Raw genomic sequence first — 19,479 nt, 5'->3', positions numbered from 1 at the left:
GTATAAAACATTTATTATTTGTTTTAGGTATACCATGCCATTATAAAATTCATGTAACATCGAATTAAGATTCATATTTTTTATGTAACTCATTGAAGAAAGTTTAAGTATTTATACATTCAATTACTAACTAAAGGAGAAAATTATAATGAGATTAGAGAGCGAAAGAATTTATTTAAGGCCTCTTTGTCAGCTAGATGCTCCTATTATATTAGAAAGTACAATGGATGATGAAATAAGATATATGACTGGAACTAAGTCCACTTTTTCATTGGGGCAAATTACGAAACATATAGATCATATAAATAATGATTCAAGTCGCTATGATTTCGCTATTTGTTTACAAAGTACTGACGAGATGATTGGAGAGTTGTCGATTTTAGATATCGATGAGGAGAACAAAAGAGCAGGATTCAGAATATCAATGATTTCAATAGCATTAACAGGACAAGGCTATGGAACTGAAGCTATTAAAATAGTTTTAAGTTTTGCTTTTGAACAACTATCATTAAATCGTTTACAGTTAGAAGTATTTAGCCATAATTTACGCGGAATTAAAGCTTATGAAAAAGTTGGTTTTGTAAAAGAAGGAACCTTACGTCAATCTTTATTTTATAACGATACATACTCAGATGAAATTATTATGGCCATACTTAAAAGCGATTATATAGACAGACCTTTGTAAATGGATGTACTTAATCTATTAAACAATTTTAAAGAACCTTACCACAATAAAATGCAGTAAGGCTCTTTCTTTTTTTATATCAAATAACAGCTCTTAAAACATGTATAATCGTATCAATACCAAATAGTCTCCGCATAATTATATGCATCACTATTCGGAATGGCATGTTTCCCTTGTGCTTGTGCCTTTCTTGGATCTAAATCATATACCATTGGCGTATAGCATGATGTTTGCCCTTTATTTACAACACCATTTCCTCCAGCACTTCCGCAAGTGTATGCCTTTCCATCTGTTTTTCTAACAATCCTTGCATCAGCTTCATTATTATAAATTGCCAGGCGAGTTACAGTAACTTTTGCCCATGCTGTCTTACACGTCGTGCTAAATTTTAATTCTACATAAGAATTTGAATCAATCCACTTCTTTTCTTTCGTTACTGCGGATTGATCACAGCTATTATAATAAGGACTTTTCCCATCATATGAATGGTCTTCTGCGTATGCTTTATCTCTATTAGTCGTACTAAACATACTAGTTACAACGAGTAAAGATAGCAATAAACATGCACTCGTCTTTTTTAAAAGTTTCATATCATTTCGCTCCTTTATTAATAACGTGCTGTTTTCCCGTAACCATTATTAATCGTCACCGCTTCGGCATCAGCTGTATAACCAAAATCAGCAGTTAAATCAAACACCATTCCTGTATACGTACTCGTTTGTCCTGTTTTTATTGCTCCATTGCCACTATTAGAGTCTACTGATTTTTGGAATACACCATTTTTATATTTATTAATAACAGCGTAAGCATATACCCCTCCAGAAACAGAAGGAGCTGGTTGATCTAAAACAAGCTTAGACCATGCTGCATGACATTTATTACTGTAACGTAAATACACTGTTCCTACTTTTTTACTACCTTCATAAACTGCTGTAGACTTTGCATTAAATCCATCTGCATCACACGTCGTACTTCCCCCGTATACTTTCGTTGTTGCTGGATTTTTCCCGTCATAATAACTGCTTAAATCAGTAGCTGCAAATGTACTTCCTTGGAAACTAAATAATACACCTATACTTGCCGCACTTAACACGCATACTTTCATTAACTTTTTAAACATTTTAAATTCCCCCTCAAAATGATTATATATACTAAAGACAACCTATACTGCTATGTAAGCCCTCCTTTCACGCTTCCTAGATGCATCTTACAGAAACGAATAAATGTTGTAAATTCCCTTATGATTATTGGAATATACGAAGAATTTTACTTATCCTTGTAAGAAAAAAGTTGAGAAATACACATTTTATAGCATTCTATATTTAAAACATAAAGAACCGATACTTGTTATATTCAAGCATCGGTTCTTTATACAAAATTGCCATTTTTTCTTTTATATAAAATAAATATTTCTCCACTTAATCTGTTGTAAAAAACTCCCTCGTTACATCAATAAATTGCTGCAGTGGTGCTGTCATCCATTTATCTTTATGCCAAGCAATTTGTGTATAAATTGGAGATATTGTTTCGTTTAACATTAACTCCTTTAACGTCCCTTCCCGTATATCTTTTTCTACTACTATCGCTGGTAAAACGGCTATACCTAAATCTGCAATAACACATTGTTTAATTGCTTCAACACTAACAAATTCAATTTTATTTGCTGGATATACGTCTTCCCCGCGAAATAGCTCTTCAAATAAAGTTCTATATGAACAGCCTAATTCTGTTAGTAACAGTGTTTCACTCTCTAAATCTTTTATAGAAGCAGTAGTCTGTTCAAGTAAACGATGTGTAGGAGCAGCTACTACTTTTAATTCTTCTTTCATAAGCGGTTCCACATGTAAAACATCTTCTGTTTTACACTCATCCAAAATAAATGCAAGATCTACTTTTCCCTCCATCAATTGTTCCTTCGCATCTTTATTGGAATGTGCTGGTTTAAATATAAGTTTTATTTTTGGGAATTGTGCTTTAAACCTCTTTAATATAGAAGGCAGTCTGTATGTACATTGACTTTCTTGTGCACCAATTATTAACGTACCTGCTATTTCCTCATCATCTTTCACAGCCGTCTTCGCTGCGTTACTAAGTGCGATTATCTTGTCCGCATATAGTTGAAACTTTCTTCCTGCTTCAGTTAAGAAAAGACGTTTCCCTAATCTCTCAAATAGTGGTGTACCGAGCTCAGCCTCTAATGTTTTAATTTGTGCTGTAACGCTCGATTGGGCAAAGTTTAATTTCTTCGCAGTTTGTGTAAAGTTCAAAGTATCTGCTGCTACTTTAAATGTAATTAATTGTTTTATCTCCATTTATCATCCTTCTTTTTCAATCGGTATTTTCGATTGATTTCATCGAAATAATCCTCTTTGTCTATTGATATTTATATTGTATGATAAAGAGCATCGACAAACAATAAAATGGAGGTATTCCATATGAAAGCACTTTGTTTCGAACAGTTTGGAAGTCCAGATGTACTACAATATAAAGAAATACACGATCCAACCATAAACCCAAATGAAATTCTAGTACGCACGAAAGCAATCGGATTAAACTTCGCTGATATTTATAGACGCCGCGGTGATTATCATCTCGCTGGTAATCCGCCTTATATATTAGGTTATGAAGGGGCTGGTATTGTTGAAGAAGTAGGAGCTAATGTTACAACTATCACCCCTGGAGACCGTATTGCATTTGCTGATGTTCCATTTGCAAATGCAGAACTAGTTGCCGTTCCATCAGAAAAAGCCATCCTACTTCCGGATTCTATTTCTTTTGAAACAGCCGCTTCTGTCTTATTACAAGGATTAACGGCACATTATTTAACGAAAGATAGCTATCAAATAAAACAAGGTGATACAGCTTTAGTCCATGCTGCGGCTGGTGGCGTTGGTCAACTTCTGATTCAAATGATTAAACTACAGGGCGGAACAGTAATTGGTCTTACATCATCAAAAGAAAAAGCAAAGATAGCTACATTAGCTGGTGCCGATCACGTATTTTTATATACCGAAGCATGGCATATGAAAGTACTTGAAATGACTAATGGAACTGGAGTAAATGTTGTGTATGAATCAGTAGGTTCTACATTAGGGGAAAGTTTTAACGCTACTAAAATTGGCGGTACTGTCGTATTTTACGGAATGGCTGGTGGTAATCCTGCGCCAGTTGATCCGCGTATGCTTATGGATACTTCAAAAACTTTAACTGGTGGAGACCTTTGGAACGTGCTTACTACTTTTGAAGAACGTAAGCAGCGCTCTACTCAATTATTCGATTGGATCACTAGTGGAAAAGTAAACATCGCGAGTCCTACTACATTCGCCTTACAAGATGGTGCTCTTGCACATAAATTATTAGAGAGCAGAAAAAGTACTGGGAAGATTTTATTAATTCCATAATCGTTCCAATAAAAAAGGAAGCTTTATCAAGACCTAAATGAAAAAAATTGATAAATGAAAGGAGATAACATATTTTATATGACTAATATGTTATCTCCTTTCTTCTTCAAATAACGGGCCAGTATAGCTTTTGAATAAATTTTGAGCTCCTTGCGCAATTAAAACGCCCTTTAATTGCATATGTTCTTTTATTTGTATATTGCTAGAAAATTATCATTTTTATTTATGAATAAGGCTACGTACCGATTTAAGCTAAAAACTAGATTTTAATCCTATAACAACAGTAGCATCTAATTCCTCGTCTCTAGCCACTCTCGCAGTAAGCCCAGCATCAGCAAAGATTTCAACGGTCTGAGTTGCCTGCATTTCACTAGTCTCTATTAAAAGATGCCCTCCCGGTGCGAGCCAGAGAAATGCTTCTTTTGCTACTCTTCGCTGAATGTCGAGTCCATCCTCTCCTCCGTCTAGCGCCATTTTCGGTTCATGTAGGCGGGCTTCCTGTGGAAGCAGCTTTATTGCCTCGGTAGGAACATAAGGTACATTTGCAACTAGGGTGTTCACATGGCCTTTAAGTGTGTGAGGCAAAGCTTTATACAAGTCACCTTCAAAAACATGGCCACCGAAATTTGTTACGTTGCGGCTAGCACATCGTACTGCGACAGGATCAATGTCAACCGAATACAATTCAACTCTTCCTAAAGCTGCCGCCAGAGCTACACCCACAGCACCTGAACCGCAACATAGATCAACGACGATATCACCAAAGCATAACAGAGCTTCTGCTTGGTGAACAAGAAACTCGGTACGTTGACGAGGTACGAAAACATCCCGGTCCACTTCTATCCGCAACCCACAAAATTCTGCGTATCCAATAACATATTCAAGTGGCAAACCATCGGCTCGCATTTCCACCATTCTCTTGAGGTCCTCTGGAGTTCGGGCTGCTGAAATAAGTAACCGGGTCTCTTCTTCTGCAAAAACACAACCCGAGCTCTGAAGCCTGTTAATTATACATTTTTCTGTTTTATTGTCCAAAAAGGAATTACATTCTTTTCCTATTTATCTCACCACTTTTTCTTATTTATAACCCTGTATTCGCTAAAAATTGGATGTATCCTTTTTAACAAAGTGGTCCTATTCAAAAAAATACGCCCTTATTCAATTAAATGACCCAATTGTTGAACAAAGAAACATTCTACACAATAGAAAATAATCATCATAATATCCCATATAACCTTATAAATGATGCACTAAAAAATAAAAAGGAAGCTAGATTTTACTAACTTCCTTTTCTTATATCTATTTGAGATAGTATTATATTTCAACACTTTCTTTCCCTTTTGCAACATAACTCATATCTCCAACCGACTCGACTGTGTATGTTCCATCTTGATATACAATCTTCGTCACGCTAGCATTTTCCACTCCAAGTTTTGTTTTGCTACTGTCTAACATTTCTATTAAAGTAGTAATCAAAAGCCCATGAACGACAACTAAAACGTTACCGCCACCATTTCCAGCAGCTTCTTCACTAATTTTATCTATCTCTGTTTTTATACGAGTAGAAAATAATTTCCAATCTTCCGCCTGTTTCGTAGGATCTGCTGCTCTAATAAGATTAATCACTTCTTGAATAGAAAACTTCATAAGTTCTTCTGGTGATGCAACGCCTGCAGCTTTTCCAACCACATCCCACATATTCTCAAGTTTTTCACCTTCAAAAATACCGAAATTTAATTCTCGCAAATCTTTTCTTTGCTCAAGTTTCAATTTTGATTGCTCACTATATTTTAATACTAAATTAGCAGTTTCAATTGCGCGGCCGCTATCACTACTATACGCATTCATAAAATGAATATCTTTTAATCCTGTTCCTAAATTTGTGGCAACTTCAACACCTTTTTCTACCAAAGGAGAATCTGCCCAACCTTGCGCGCGATGATTCGTATTTAATATTGTTTTACCGTGTCTTGTAACATATAACGTAACTACATTCTCATTGCTATCTGTTTCTCGATTCTTCATTCTATTCTCTCCCTTTACATTTCTATATTAATTTTACCACCTCAATTATTCATTAAGCAAAATATACGTCAGTAGATCCGCTTAATAAAAAAGCTATCTTTCTATATATCCATACAAAAAGATAGCATCTTTTACGATTACATTTCTTATCCGATACTCCTACTCAGCAAAAGCACTCGAATATTGTACAATTCCTTCTACACCTTCAAGAGCATTTTCTGTTAATTCCATTATCATAAATACCTCTTCAGGCACTTCAAACGGTGCTTTTACATTCCACTCACTTGCTTTCTTAAAACCAAATTTCGGGTAGTACTCTGGATGTCCTAATACTACAACTGATCCGTATCCAAGTTCTTTCGCTTTTTCTAAAGCAGCCGTGATCAGTTTTCCGCCAATTCCTTTCTTCTGATGGCCCTTAGCAACTGAAACTGGTGCAAGTGCTAACGATTCTATAGAAGTTCCACCTTGTTCTATTGTAATTTTCGATAACATAATGTGACCAACTATATCTTCATCTACCGCAACAATTGATAACTCTGGAACAAACGCGTCACATTCTCTAATACGTTTTACAAGTTCATGTTCTGTTTTATCACTAAATTCTTCCTTTAAAAATGCTTCTTTTACGACTTCTTCTGTTTTTCTATAATCATTTTTTTGTTCTTGTCTAATCGTTACCATTTTAACTTATCCTCTATTCTTTCTTATTTCTTTTTGAATTTTACGCAGTGCTTTTTTCGATCCGCGCTCAATATCGTGTTGCATTTTTCTTTCTTTATAATCAACAAATAGTGTATTTAAATCGTATCCTTCTGGATATAACTCCTTCGCTGCTACTTCTAAAGTAATACGTTTTACATTTACTTCAACGAATTCACCGTTATAATATACAACAACGTTATACAAATTATCTTTTTCCTTATAGATGATACCAAAATCATCATGATCCAATAAATTCACACGATCGCCGATTTTGTACTCATAATGAGATTCTCTTTTTTCTTGTACAAATTTCGGTTTTCTAATTTTACTTTCATTCACTTTTTCTAAAGCGTACTCTTTATTTCCCATATACTCTTTCGCTCTTTTCAGTACATGTTCTTTTACGCTCATTTTATTCGCAATCCAAAGTGCATTACTTTCTCCTGATTTTCCGATAACTAATTTATAAAGCGGCTCTAGCGTTTCACTATTAAACTGCATCGCTGCATTCATAAAGTCATCATGCATTTCTGAGAATCGTTTAATTTCTCCGTAATGCGTACTCGCAACGGTAATACATCCCGCAAAGTACAACTCTTCTAAAATAGAAATTGCAAGTGCCGCACCTTCATTTGGTTCTGTACCGCTCCCTATTTCATCAAATAAAAGTAACGTATTATTATTTGACATCCTCATAATCTCAGAAAGATTTTTCATATGAGACGAAAATGTACTTAGTGCATTTTCAATACTTTGATTATCACCAATATCTACGAATACATTTTCGAAAATAGCGATTTCTGTACCTTTATCTCCTGCAATATGAAGACCTGACATTGTAGCTAATGTTAACAATCCAATCGTTTTTAACACAATTGTCTTTCCGCCCGCATTCGGCCCTGTAATAATTAAACTACGATACTCTTGACCAATTTTAAAATGTAACGGTACAACTTGCCCTGTTAAAAGCGGATGCTTACAATTCACTAAATGAATGTAGCCATGATCGTTTAACTTCGGTTCTATTCCATCAATCGATTTACTAAACTTCGCTTTCGCAAACACCATATCATACTGACTAATCAATTCCATATTAATTTTTATATGATAAATATTTTCTACTACCATTCCTGATAAAGTCGCTAGAATTTGATATTCTTCCATCGCTTCTTCTGCTTTCAAACCTGCTAGTTCCGCATTCAATTTCGTAACCGTATGCGGTTCTATAAATACAGTAGAACCTTTTGCCGAGGCTTCAATAATACTTCCGGCAACTTGGTTTTTATAGGAAGATTTAATTGGAATCGTATAACGGTCATCCTTTTTACTAATAAAAAATTCCTGAATGAATTTCTTATTTGCACTACTATTTAAAAACTTCGTTAAACGTTCTTTTATTTTCCCATCTACAGAATCGATATTATTTCGAATTCGTTTTAACTCTTTACTTGCAGCTACATCAATACTATTTCCTTTAATTGAAAAGTTAATTTCCTCTTCAATACTTTTATATTCAGTCATTGAATTTGCATAAGAAGCTAATACTGGTGCAAAAAATTCTTTATCTAACATAAACTTTTTAATCTTTCTACACCCACGTAAAAAGTCTGAAACACTTACTAATTCTTCTGGATCTAAAATCATCCCTTTTTCTAATTTTTGAATTGTACTAGCAATATTAGAAATGCCGAAGAAAGGAACATGCCCTTCTGCATCTAATATAGCTCGTGCTTCTGTCGTTTCATTCAAGCGATTTCTCACTACATTTATACTCGTACTCGGCTCTAATTTATTTAATAACTCCTTACCTAATCCACTTACACAATAAGATTTCACTATATCCTTTAATTCGTTATACTGTAACTTTTCAAAAGTCATCGTATTCATTTTGTTTCTCCTCACTATGATTGATTTTTATCATAAATGAAGATACCTACTCATTAGATTCCAATGAGCCATATATAAAATTCCATAATTATACAATAAAAACATATACAAAAAAGCTGCGGGGGATACCGCAGCTTTTACATTTACAAGGCATGTGTAATAACATATGAGGAAATAAGCCATAAAAAATAGATGGCAGTCCCTTATTACACGCTTTATAAAGTATTGTAGGTATCTTCATAGGTTTTGAAATAAATGCATGACAAAATTAGGGGTATGGTGCACATAAAAATCCCCTGGTCTTATCCGATTTATTTCATTAAATTTTTCCTATTTAATACCTACCGCACTCACAAAAAGCACCTCTCATTAATTTATATTATAGTCATTGAAATCTAATTTATTGAAATCATCATACTATATGTTACGTGAGAAGTAAAGGTGCCATACTTCAGTAGTACGCAACTCTACACTTCAATATTTCTTAAATTAGACCTATATTCGCTGAGGAGAAATTATAAGAAGCGCCTCCGTATTGCGAATGTCATTTCCTTCCCCTGATACATTTAATAATTATGACAAGCAATGATAGGAGGTTTACTATATGAGTGAAGAATATAGTATTTTACATGGAACTGCTCTGGAACCAAATTTAATCGGTCCCACACTACCATCAATTCCACCATTTACATTCCCCACCGGACCTACTGGAATCACAGGTCCTACCGGCGCGACAGGTTTTACCGGAATTGGAATAACTGGTCCTACTGGGGGTACAGGTTCTACCGGAATCGGAATAACTGGTCCTACGGGGTTACAGGTCCTACTGGCGCAGCCGGTTTAGGGATCCTTCCCGTATTTGGAACAATAACTTCTGAAGTAGGAATCGGTTTTTCAGCAGTAGTTAATACAAATGTTAATTTTACCATTCCAGGACCTGCTAGTGGAACTACTCTAAATCCATTAAATAATTCTATTACAATTGATACCACTGGCGTGTACTCTGTATCCTTTTCAATTGTATTTGTAATACAAGCTATATCGTCTAGTATATTAAATCTTACAATAAACGATTCCATTCAATTCGCAATCGAAACGCGAGTTGGTGGTGATTCTGGGGTAAGAGCTACATCTGCCAGAACTGATTTACTACCTTTAAATCAAGGGGATGTTCTTCGAGTACGAATAAGAGAAGCCACGGGTGACATTATATATTCCAATGCCTCTCTTGTTGTTATAAAGGTCGACTAACTCTTTTATTACAATAAAAATTCAGGAAAAATAAAGTGAAACTTTAATAAGCCCTCACCAATCGGACTGACCACAAATAGCGGGATAAATATGCACAATATAAAAAGAAGAGGAAAACTTATATTTCAGTCTACCTCTTCTTTTTCATCACCAAATTACTGCTGAACATATATGGAAACTGATCCTCCACTTACTTGGAATTGTCCCCAACCATCCTTATTAATTGTTACAGTATTTGTTTGATTACCCGTAATATCGTACCATACTTCCCCTGCGTTATTCTTCCCAACATCCATCCACTTTGACCCTCCTGGTCCATCAGAGATTAATGTTGCTAAACCAGAATTAGCATGTACACTATCACCTTCTCTTGTCCAGCCAATTACATCTGGATGATCAAAATAATCCCGCTGCGTACCATATGCAAAGTTTTTTCGTGCCGTCAAAATCGGATCAATTTTGTCCTTTAACGCTGGAATTTCATAGTTACTATTTCCTTTTGTACCATAGTAATCACCATAGAAAACAGAAGGATATCCCTCTGCACGCGTTAAAATAAATGCATATGCCAACGGTTTGAACCAAGGGCTCACTACAGATTCCAATGACTGACCAGGCTGTGAATCATGATTTTCAACTAGAGTAACCGCAAGTGTAGGATGATTCGCAACTACCGTTCCTTTTAAAATATTTCTCATATCATAATTCCCATTTCCTGTTGAAGCATAGTGAAAATTATAATGAAGTGGTGCATCGAACACAGATTGATTATAATTGACCTTCGCTAAATAATTATTTAAAGTCTGGATATCATTTTGCCAATATTCAGCTACTGTAAACATTTCTTTCCCTGTTTGCTGTCTAACATGATTTACCCAATCGCGCAAATATGCATGATCAATATGTTTAACAGCATCTAAACGAAAGCCATCTAAATTTAATTCCTTCGCATACCACGTTCCCCATTTTTTCATTTCATTCGCAACATCTGGATGATCAAAATCAAGATCCGCGTACATCAAATAATCATAATTCCCATTCTCGCTAGACACTTCCCAGTCCCATGCTTTACCTATGCCCCTAAATTTATAAATTCGGTTTAATTTCTTTCCTTCATCCCAATCTGTTCCATCAAAATGATACCATTTCCATTTGAAATTAGAATAAGAATCTCCACGCCCTGGAAAGTTAAAGCCTGTCCACGCACTAATTTCATAATCACCTGATACTTCAACATTTCGATTGCTCGGGTCTACTTCAACTGCTGTGACAGTTTCCGTATAATCAGCCCCACCTTTATGATTCATAACTACATCACCGTATACATCGATGTTTTTCTTATGTAAAGCGTCAATTGCAGATTTCAATTGTGCTTTCGTCCCATATTTCGTCCGCACTGTTCCCTTTTGATTGAATTCCCCCAAATCATATAAATCATACGCTCCATATCCTACGTCATTTTGCGTAGTTCCTTTATATGCAGGTGGTATCCAAACAGATGTAATTCCTTTTTGTGCTAAATTTTCAGCATCAATACGCAAACGATTCCAATGATTACCATCATTCGGAGCGTACCACTCAAAATACTGCATTAACGTTCCATTGTTAACTGTATCTGCATATGCCTTACTCTCCCCATATATACCAGGTAAAAACAAAATACCTGACAATCCGACTATTGTTATTCTTTTAAACATCTGTACATCATCCCCTTCTAAGAAAGCGTTTGCATAGTTTATCAGAATTATTATAATATTCGTTCCTCCGTTAGTAAAGTAGCAATCTCTCACTCTCCCACATTATTTTTAATCTCACTTCAAATATTCAACGTAGTTTTAATTTCACATCCTATTCAAGATTGTTTACAATTTACCTATAAAAACATAACGGAGGGATTTCTATGACAGACTTTCAAAAACAATTTTTCGCACGATTATATATAGAAGAAAAAGACACAGTTTCATTTGAAGATTTATCTAACATTATGTACGCAATGGCACAAACTGTTCCTTTTGAAAACTTAAATATTCTCGAAAAGAATTTTAAAAAAATATCAAAAGAAAATTTGAAAGAGAAAATTTTAGTAAATAACCGTGGCGGTCTTTGTTATGAACTCAATCCTACTATGTATTACTTCCTGAAAGATTCTGGATTCGATGTTCATCTCGTTTCAGGAACAGTTTATAACGCTGCAAACTCCATATGGGCTGTTGATTCTGGCCATATCGCAACCGTTTTAACACATCATAATGAACTTTATTTAATTGAAGTAGGATTCGGATCATACTTACCTCTTGCCCCTGTCCCTTTCTCAGGTGAAGTCATTCACTCTGTTACAGGAGATTATCGTATTCGTAAAGAAATGACCGAAAAGGGAAACTACATTTTAGAGATGCGGAAAAACAATGAGTTTTTGGATCAATCTTCTGCTGATGATTGGACGTTAGGCTATGCATTTTATATAGAAGAAGTGGATGAAGAAAAAGCAAATACAGCACAAAAAATTATCGTTGAACATGAAGGATCACCCTTTAATAAAGTACCTCTTATTGTAAAACTAACTGAAGATGGGCATGCCTCTTTAACGAAAGATAGCCTTACAGTAGCGAAAAATGGTAAAAAAACGAAAGAAACCGTTACAGACATGCAATATACAAACCTTTTACATTCAAAATTCGGAATTGCACTATAAGTATGTAAGCCTTGTTATTTTAGCAAGGCTTTTCAATTTTCAGCAGGGATTTTTTGCAATTTGTTGTATTTCATAGTTATATAGAAATATAACTACATGTTTAGAAAGGAAATGATTATGACAGAACTTAAAGATCGATTACAAGTAGCTGATATAGAAAAATGGGATTTAACAGACATTTACCATACAATTGAAGATTGGGAAAGTGATTTTCATAAAATTGAAGTATTAACGAAGGAGTTACACGAGTTTAATGGCAATATTCACGATGGCAATAGTTTATTAGCTTATTTAACGAAGAGTGAAGAAATTTCTAGCATAATATCTTTAATGTTCGCTTATGCACGATTACAATCTGACCTTGATACACGCGATACTGACGCGCAATCTCTTGTCGATAAAGTATCACAATTACACGTGAAAGTAAGTGCGGCGAAATCTTTCTTTTCCCCCTTCTTACTTAGCATAGACGAAAGCACATTACATTCTTACATAGAAGAAACAGAAGGCTTACAATATTATAAAGAAGACTTGTTTGAATTATACCGTTATAAAAAACATGTATTGAATAAGGACCAAGAAGAAATTTTATCACAGATGGGTGAAGCTCTTTCTTCTCCACAGCACACATTTGGTATGTTAAACAATGCAGATATATTATTTGGTGAAGTGACGACTGACGATGGAGAAAAAGTGAACTTAACACGCGGAATGTATGCAAAGTTAATAGAAGATACGCATCGTGAAAAGCGTAAAGAAGCTTATAAAGCATATTACAAACCATATGTTCAGTTAAAGAATTCCATCGCATCTACTTTATCCGCTGCTATTAAAAATAATGTTACCGTTTCGAAGCTAAGAAACTATCCATCAGCGCTAGAGAAATCATTATTTGGCGATATGGTTCCGAAAGAAGTATATGAAAACCTAATTGATACAACGAAAAAAAACATTCAAACATTACATACATACAATGAAATTCGAAAAGAAAAATTAAACGTAGATGAACTAAGACAATATGACTTAGGCGTTGATTTAGTAGAAGGTGCAAAACAAGACATTCCATATAGTGAAGCATTTGACATTATGATTGCATCACTAGCTCCTTTAGGAGAAGAGTATATTGAAACATTAAAAAGTTTTAAAGATAAACGATATATAGACGTAAGAGAAACACCAGGAAAACGTTCTGGTGCTTATAACTTTGGCGTATACGGTGTTCATCCTTTCATTCTTTTAAATCATCACGATGATTTAAACAGCCTGTTCACTCTTACTCATGAATGCGGTCACGGTATGCATACGCACTATTCACATGGATACCAACCAAGAATTTCTGCGCATTATTCCATCTTTGTCGCAGAAGTCGCTTCTACAGTAAATGAAGTGTTATTAATTCACTATTTATTAAAAGAAGCAAAAGAAACGAACGTGCGTAACCATTTAATTAACCATTTTATTGAGAAATTTAAAGGTACTTTCTTTACACAAATCATGTTTGCAGAATTTGAAAAAATCACACATGAAATGGCTGAACAAGGTAAACCATTAAATGCACAAGTCTTCAGTGAAATTTATGAAAAGCTATTTAGAGAATATAACGGTAATTCACTTGTATTTGATGAAGAAGTAAAATACGGATGGGCTAGAATTCCTCATTTCTACCGTCCATTTTACGTATACAAATACGCAACTGGTTTCGCCTCTGCCATTCAAATCGCTGATAAACTATTAAGCGGTGATCCGAATGTCCAGAAAAATTATATCGAATTCCTGAAAGGTGGAAGTTCTGATTATCCACTAAACCTACTGAAAAAAGCTGGTGTCGATTTAACAACGCCAGAACCAATTGAAAGTGCCTTGAAACAATTCACTCAACTTGTTGAGGAGTTTTCAGCATTATAAAAAGCATGCAGAGTATATGCTCTGCATGCTTTTTATTTGAATTATTTTATATGCTGCTGCGTCACACAGTGAATCATGCCACCGTATGCATACAATTCGTTAACATATATACCGACAATTCTTCTCCCTGGAAATTGACCTTCAATGATTTGAAACCCTAATTTATCATGTTCATCACCGTATATAGGTACCAATACGACTTCATTACCAATGTAAAAGTTCAAGTACGATCCTTTACAATCTGCTTCTTTTACCACTTGTCTTGTTACTGGTACTGGAATGAGCTGAAATGGCTTTCCATCTATATTTTTCGCTTGCCGCAATTCTTGATAATGCTTTTCGTATGCCTCCAAAAGGTATGGCTCTCCTTCATCGAAAGGATCATATTCATACAGTATCGTATTTTCATTTACAAACCGTGCCGCGCCATCAATATGATAATCCGTATCTTCATCATAATTATCTTCTCCGCGTATACCAGTTATCCATATAAAATTCGTTACTCCTAAATATTTCGTTAACTCCATTTCAATTTCTTTCTGACTTAGTGTGGGATTTCGATTTTCATTTATAATAGACGTTTTCGCCGCCATTAAGGTCCCGTTTCCGTTTATCTCAATTCCCCCGCCCTCTAGACAGACACTAGATTCAACTTTTGGAATGCGATACATTTCACTTATTTTATTCGGAATATTAGCGTCTTTTTCGTACGGATATTTATTTCCCCAACCATTAAATATCCAGTGCGTTAGGCAGCGATTCCCTTCCTTATCCGTTACAAAGATTGGTCCGTTATCTCTTATCCAAATATCATCAGTTTCTTGAATTAAGAAATCAATTTTATCCATATTTACATTAGCTTCCATTAACTTCGATTGGACATGTATTTTTTCTTCTTCATCACATACAACAATATAGACATTTTCTCCATAATGAAGCTCCTTTGCCATCGATGTCCAAATATCATCTAACTTAGCTCTGTAACCTTCACCTCTATGTGTTTTATCATGTGGCCATTGGAGCCATGTACCTTCATGCTTCTCCCATTCCGCAGGCATATAAAACAAACTATTTTCTATATTTCTCATACGTGTTCACCCCTTATATGAATGTACGTACAGTCTATACTTTGACATCGTGTTAAGGTCAACAGGAATATCTTCATTTACTTGTAGCAACTTTATAAGGTGACTCTTTATTTCGCCTTTTTATTATGATAAATTGCTTTCGTACATAGAATAAGGATTGACATAATGTTAATGTCAATCCTTATTCTCATTCTATTTTCGTAACTAAAAAACAAATTTGTGTCACATACTCTTCTGCTAAACAATCACATTCAGGTCCCTTTATATAAACCTCATATGGCGAATTAATTATCACATACCCATTTCTTTCAATCCATTCTTCTAACGCTATATAAGCGTAACCTATATAGTCGTAACTTCCATAATGCATAGTAGTAACGATATGATGTGGACTTAGTTGTTTCATTTCATACTCTTGTGCTACGTCTTCATCATTCCCCTGCATAACCGGAATTCTTAACTCAATATCACTGTTACTTGGAATATATTCTTCATCATAAAAGACTGCAGATGGTGAACCGACTATTTGAAAATTATGTTTTTGTACCTCTTCATATAAGTCATAAAAATAATCATCCATATCATCTATATCTATTTTTACTCTTTGAGTAATTATCGTTACTTCATTCCTCATTCCCATTAATATATCGTAATTTCTATGACGAGCAATATTTAGACTACTATTCACCTTTACCATTTCATTCATTTCTGAAATAACCTGTAAATTTTGCTTCACTTCATGAGACAACTCGATAATTTGTGATTGTATATGTTGAACAAACGAATCTTGATCTGATGACTGTAAAACAATTTTAATTTTTGGAAGAGGAAATTTATACTCCCTTAACTTTTTGATTTTCAACGCTACTTCTAGCTGCCCTTGTTCATAATACCTATACCCATTAACCGGATTCACATATGCCGGTTTTAATATCTCCTCTTTGTCATAATGTCTTAACATCCGCGTACTCATTTTACAAATCCGAGAAAACTCAGCGATGGTATACATATCAATACTCCTTGAATAGATTTTCTTTTCATTACTTATTTATTAAAACCAATCAAAAATCTTCTTCATTGAAAAATCTTCATTCTGATTTTTTAATCTTCTCATTTTTGAAGGTAACAAATGGCTTGGACAATACCACGTTAAACAATTCATTGCGCCTCCCATTGTTGATATTTCTCCTACATGAATTTGAATAACTTGCTTCTCCGTATACTGTTGAATATATCGTAAAACTTCCTCATCTTTAGCTAGTCCAAACTTAGGAACATAAAGAGCATCACATGATTCTAACATATTTATATACAACCCTTTTGCTGATGCTATCTCTTGATCATATTGTCCTTTCTCTGTATATGATGAAGGAACAACTATAAATGCAGCTTCTGGCATTTGTTCTTGAATAATCTCTTGAACACTATATCTAAATTCATGATCCCCTAAAAAATCACTAATAAACATTGTATGTTCATCAATAAATTTAACCATTCCGTCTGCGTGTGCTAGTACATCCCCTTCTTCAGCAGGAATAATAATAACTCGGCTCACATCTAAATCCCATTCTAACTGCTCAATAATTTCCTCTTCTGTCCAATCATCGTTATCATCAAATATACGTTCTGTTAATATTACGGTATCTTTTTTATTCCAAATAAGATTACCACCATCTAATATTAATGGGGATTTCACATATTCAAAGTCATTCTTTTTCAACCATTTATTAAACTGTTGATCTAAATATCGCCCTTGATCATCTGGCAAATAATTTGGTCGATATTTAAATTTAACTAGATGATTTGTGACAACCGGTGCAACATCTCTTAGCCAAATATCATCATACTCAAAACAGCTCGTATGAAAGTCTTGTTCTTCAACAGATAAAGATATAAGTTGATCTGCAATTGATTTCTTTTCATTTAAACATTCATTAAAGTAAATCAAGTCTTCATAAAATGGTTGATAATATTCATTCGATTCGTCTGGTATTGCAGTAAAAATAATCCCATTATGTTTTTGTTCCATATTATTTACCTCGCTTTTTAATAGTAGTTACATAACTGATTTCACAAAGCCAACTATTCCTCAATTCATTTCTCTTTTCATTACAACTCATGAACCGCGTATATTTCATGAATGGATTATAGCATGGAGAAATATTATATATTTATATAAAAAATATAAAGCTGACGTTAAGCCTTAAATTGACTCTTGACAAGTTTTTTAAATAACCTATTTTAAAACAACAATAAATGATTAAATGATTTTTTTATCAAGATTCAAACCCATTACTTCTAATAGATCGTTTTGATTATATAAATTCACTAAATGTGCTTCTACTCCTATACAAATTCCTTCTAGCGGAAGATCATTTGGATCCTGACCAAAGGGATCTTCAATTTCAACCCCTATTGCTTCAATACCTATGAATGCAAAACTTATAAACGTAGTCGCAAGTACTGTAAACCATCCGAGACTATCAACAAGACCAATCGGTAAAGTTGCACAAAATATAATCAATAAAATTTTTATATGAGCAAAATATGCAAAAGGAATAGGTGTTGTTTTGATACGATCACATCCACCCACAGATGTAAGTAACGTATTCAAATCTGTTTCCATACTAATTATCGCATTTGGATGAATTTGCCCCGTTTTCAAACCTTTTGATAGTATAGTTTTCAACATAAAAACTATACTAATCGGTAAATGATTGGACTCAACCAAAAATGCTTTTTCCTTCTCAGAACAGACAGCAAGCAATGATTTCACTTCAGATAGATCTTTTTCCTCTCTCAAGTGTCCTTTCGCTAACTTTGGAAATGCAATTAATAAATGTAAAAATTTTATTTTTTCCTGCTCCATACTCTTCCCTTTAGAATCCCAATGACATAAAAAACTAATTGCTAAATTTCTAGTACAAGCACCAATCGTGCCAAAGAGCTTTCTACCTTCCCAGTACCGATCATAGGCAGTATTCGTACGAAACACTAATAGTAATCCTAAAGCTCCTCCGACGATTACCCAAGGAGTCTGATTTATATTTATTTCTGCATAGTAATAATTAATTACAGCTACTATTGTTGAAATACACGTATATAATACGATTTGCGGGAAAATATCTCTTATAATTGTCCCTTTTAATGTAAATATTTGATGTAAACTATTTTGATTATTGTAATGAACCATATTTACAAAAACCTCTTTCTCTATTAACCTTTTATTCTTTTAAATTATGAAAGTATACAATTAAATAATAGAATCATAAACCCTATCATTATGAGGCTGGTTAAGATTATTTCTTTCAATACCGTTACTCCTTTTTTCAAAAAGATAAAATATCTTATTTAATTCAACAACAAATGTCCACTATTCTAAATCACGACGCATCATTTTAGAATTTGCAATGAACAACGCACTAATTAATACAAAGATTGCACAGGCATATAACAATAAATCTAACGGACTATCGTGATCTATAATAATAAGACGAACAATAGCTGTTATACCTATATATATAAAATATCGTAATGGAAAATGAAAATTCATTTGAAAATACTTTATAATCATTACGATGAATTCAAAGTACAAAAAGAATACGACGATACTATCAATTAAATGATAACTAGATTCATTACCATCCAATTTCAGTTCTTGTTTAAACTGAATGACTTCTTTCATAAGAAACACACTTAGAACAACTCCTAAGCAAATTAAAGCTACATTTAAAATGTACTGTAAAACGATAGGGAAATACGAAAACACTATTTTAAAATTCTTTAACACAAACATTTTTCTCCTTTACCATATAAAACGAAAAGCGAACATACACTATA

The 19,479-nt window shown here is 34.1% G+C and carries 17 protein-coding genes and 1 pseudogene; 5 read left to right on the top strand and 13 right to left on the bottom strand.

Features of this window, described 5'->3' with window-relative positions:
* Positions 1 to 148 precede the first annotated feature (148 nt).
* The gene (locus ACTJJY_RS16180; RefSeq protein ID WP_377856045.1) at positions 149 to 685 is read left to right on the top strand and encodes a GNAT family N-acetyltransferase; all 537 of its coding nucleotides are present in this window, start codon (positions 149 to 151) and stop codon (positions 683 to 685) included.
* Positions 686 to 798: 113 nt separating this feature from the next.
* On the opposite strand, the gene ACTJJY_RS16175 is transcribed toward ACTJJY_RS16180, so the two are convergent.
* From ACTJJY_RS16175 to ACTJJY_RS16165, 3 genes are all read right to left on the bottom strand, one after another.
* Positions 799 to 1,275: a DUF2690 domain-containing protein gene (locus tag ACTJJY_RS16175; RefSeq protein ID WP_440605993.1), complete on the bottom strand. Its 477-nt coding sequence runs from the start codon at positions 1,273 to 1,275 to the stop codon at positions 799 to 801.
* A 17-nt stretch (positions 1,276 to 1,292) separates the two neighbouring features.
* Positions 1,293 to 1,805: a DUF2690 domain-containing protein gene (locus ACTJJY_RS16170; RefSeq protein ID WP_000473735.1), complete on the bottom strand. Its 513-nt coding sequence runs from the start codon at positions 1,803 to 1,805 to the stop codon at positions 1,293 to 1,295.
* A 298-nt stretch (positions 1,806 to 2,103) separates the two neighbouring features.
* Positions 2,104 to 2,997 (bottom strand): LysR family transcriptional regulator, encoded by an 894-nt coding sequence (locus ACTJJY_RS16165; RefSeq protein ID WP_440605992.1) that lies wholly within the window; start codon positions 2,995 to 2,997, stop codon positions 2,104 to 2,106.
* 123 nt (positions 2,998 to 3,120) lie between these two features.
* On the opposite strand from ACTJJY_RS16165, the gene ACTJJY_RS16160 reads away from it, so the two are divergent.
* Positions 3,121 to 4,086: a quinone oxidoreductase family protein gene (locus ACTJJY_RS16160; protein ID WP_016123106.1), complete on the top strand. Its 966-nt coding sequence runs from the start codon at positions 3,121 to 3,123 to the stop codon at positions 4,084 to 4,086.
* 252 nt (positions 4,087 to 4,338) lie between these two features.
* Here ACTJJY_RS16160 and ACTJJY_RS16155 read toward each other — a convergent pair whose 3' ends face one another.
* The 4 genes from ACTJJY_RS16155 to ACTJJY_RS16140 all read right to left on the bottom strand — a co-directional run bounded on the left by ACTJJY_RS16155 (position 4,339) and on the right by ACTJJY_RS16140 (position 8,703).
* On the bottom strand, positions 4,339 to 5,121 hold the full coding sequence (locus ACTJJY_RS16155; RefSeq protein ID WP_440605991.1) for a putative protein N(5)-glutamine methyltransferase: 783 nt from the start codon (positions 5,119 to 5,121) through the stop codon (positions 4,339 to 4,341).
* A gap of 279 nt (positions 5,122 to 5,400) precedes the next feature.
* A complete protein-coding gene (locus tag ACTJJY_RS16150; protein ID WP_440605990.1) occupies positions 5,401 to 6,111 on the bottom strand; it encodes a histidine phosphatase family protein in 711 nt (236 codons plus the stop codon).
* A 159-nt stretch (positions 6,112 to 6,270) separates the two neighbouring features.
* On the bottom strand, positions 6,271 to 6,795 hold the full coding sequence (locus ACTJJY_RS16145; RefSeq protein ID WP_440605989.1) for a GNAT family N-acetyltransferase: 525 nt from the start codon (positions 6,793 to 6,795) through the stop codon (positions 6,271 to 6,273).
* A gap of 6 nt (positions 6,796 to 6,801) precedes the next feature.
* On the bottom strand, positions 6,802 to 8,703 hold the full coding sequence (locus tag ACTJJY_RS16140; protein WP_440605988.1) for an endonuclease MutS2: 1,902 nt from the start codon (positions 8,701 to 8,703) through the stop codon (positions 6,802 to 6,804).
* 604 nt (positions 8,704 to 9,307) lie between these two features.
* On the opposite strand from ACTJJY_RS16140, the pseudogene betA reads away from it, so the two are divergent.
* Positions 9,308 to 9,954: pseudogene (gene betA, locus ACTJJY_RS16135) on the top strand (collagen-like exosporium glycoprotein BetA).
* Between the two features lie 155 nt (positions 9,955 to 10,109).
* Here the strand turns inward: betA and amyS are convergent.
* The gene (gene amyS, locus ACTJJY_RS16130) at positions 10,110 to 11,651 is read right to left on the bottom strand and encodes an alpha-amylase (RefSeq protein WP_440605987.1); all 1,542 of its coding nucleotides are present in this window, start codon (positions 11,649 to 11,651) and stop codon (positions 10,110 to 10,112) included.
* Between the two features lie 203 nt (positions 11,652 to 11,854).
* Between amyS and ACTJJY_RS16125 the strand changes: the two genes are divergently transcribed.
* The gene (locus tag ACTJJY_RS16125; RefSeq protein WP_440605986.1) at positions 11,855 to 12,646 is read left to right on the top strand and encodes an arylamine N-acetyltransferase family protein; all 792 of its coding nucleotides are present in this window, start codon (positions 11,855 to 11,857) and stop codon (positions 12,644 to 12,646) included.
* Positions 12,647 to 12,763: 117 nt separating this feature from the next.
* Positions 12,764 to 14,551 (top strand): oligoendopeptidase F, encoded by a 1,788-nt coding sequence (pepF, locus tag ACTJJY_RS16120; protein WP_440605985.1) that lies wholly within the window; start codon positions 12,764 to 12,766, stop codon positions 14,549 to 14,551.
* Between the two features lie 41 nt (positions 14,552 to 14,592).
* On the opposite strand, the gene ACTJJY_RS16115 is transcribed toward pepF, so the two are convergent.
* The 5 genes from ACTJJY_RS16115 to psiE all read right to left on the bottom strand — a co-directional run bounded on the left by ACTJJY_RS16115 (position 14,593) and on the right by psiE (position 19,429).
* The gene (locus ACTJJY_RS16115) at positions 14,593 to 15,639 is read right to left on the bottom strand and encodes an agmatine deiminase family protein (protein WP_023522628.1); all 1,047 of its coding nucleotides are present in this window, start codon (positions 15,637 to 15,639) and stop codon (positions 14,593 to 14,595) included.
* A 187-nt stretch (positions 15,640 to 15,826) separates the two neighbouring features.
* The gene (locus ACTJJY_RS16110) at positions 15,827 to 16,648 is read right to left on the bottom strand and encodes a MerR family transcriptional regulator (protein ID WP_153592448.1); all 822 of its coding nucleotides are present in this window, start codon (positions 16,646 to 16,648) and stop codon (positions 15,827 to 15,829) included.
* 42 nt (positions 16,649 to 16,690) lie between these two features.
* Positions 16,691 to 17,668 (bottom strand): agmatine deiminase family protein, encoded by a 978-nt coding sequence (locus ACTJJY_RS16105; protein ID WP_048564528.1) that lies wholly within the window; start codon positions 17,666 to 17,668, stop codon positions 16,691 to 16,693.
* Between the two features lie 231 nt (positions 17,669 to 17,899).
* Positions 17,900 to 18,832: a bestrophin family ion channel gene (locus tag ACTJJY_RS16100; RefSeq protein WP_153592450.1), complete on the bottom strand. Its 933-nt coding sequence runs from the start codon at positions 18,830 to 18,832 to the stop codon at positions 17,900 to 17,902.
* 180 nt (positions 18,833 to 19,012) lie between these two features.
* The gene (gene psiE, locus ACTJJY_RS16095) at positions 19,013 to 19,429 is read right to left on the bottom strand and encodes a phosphate-starvation-inducible protein PsiE (protein WP_440605984.1); all 417 of its coding nucleotides are present in this window, start codon (positions 19,427 to 19,429) and stop codon (positions 19,013 to 19,015) included.
* Positions 19,430 to 19,479 lie beyond the last annotated feature (50 nt).

This window comes from Bacillus sp. 22475, assembly GCF_052044835.1.
Classification (GTDB): domain Bacteria; phylum Bacillota; class Bacilli; order Bacillales; family Bacillaceae_G; genus Bacillus_A; species Bacillus_A cereus.
This window is presented reverse-complemented; position numbering and strand designations above follow the sequence as displayed.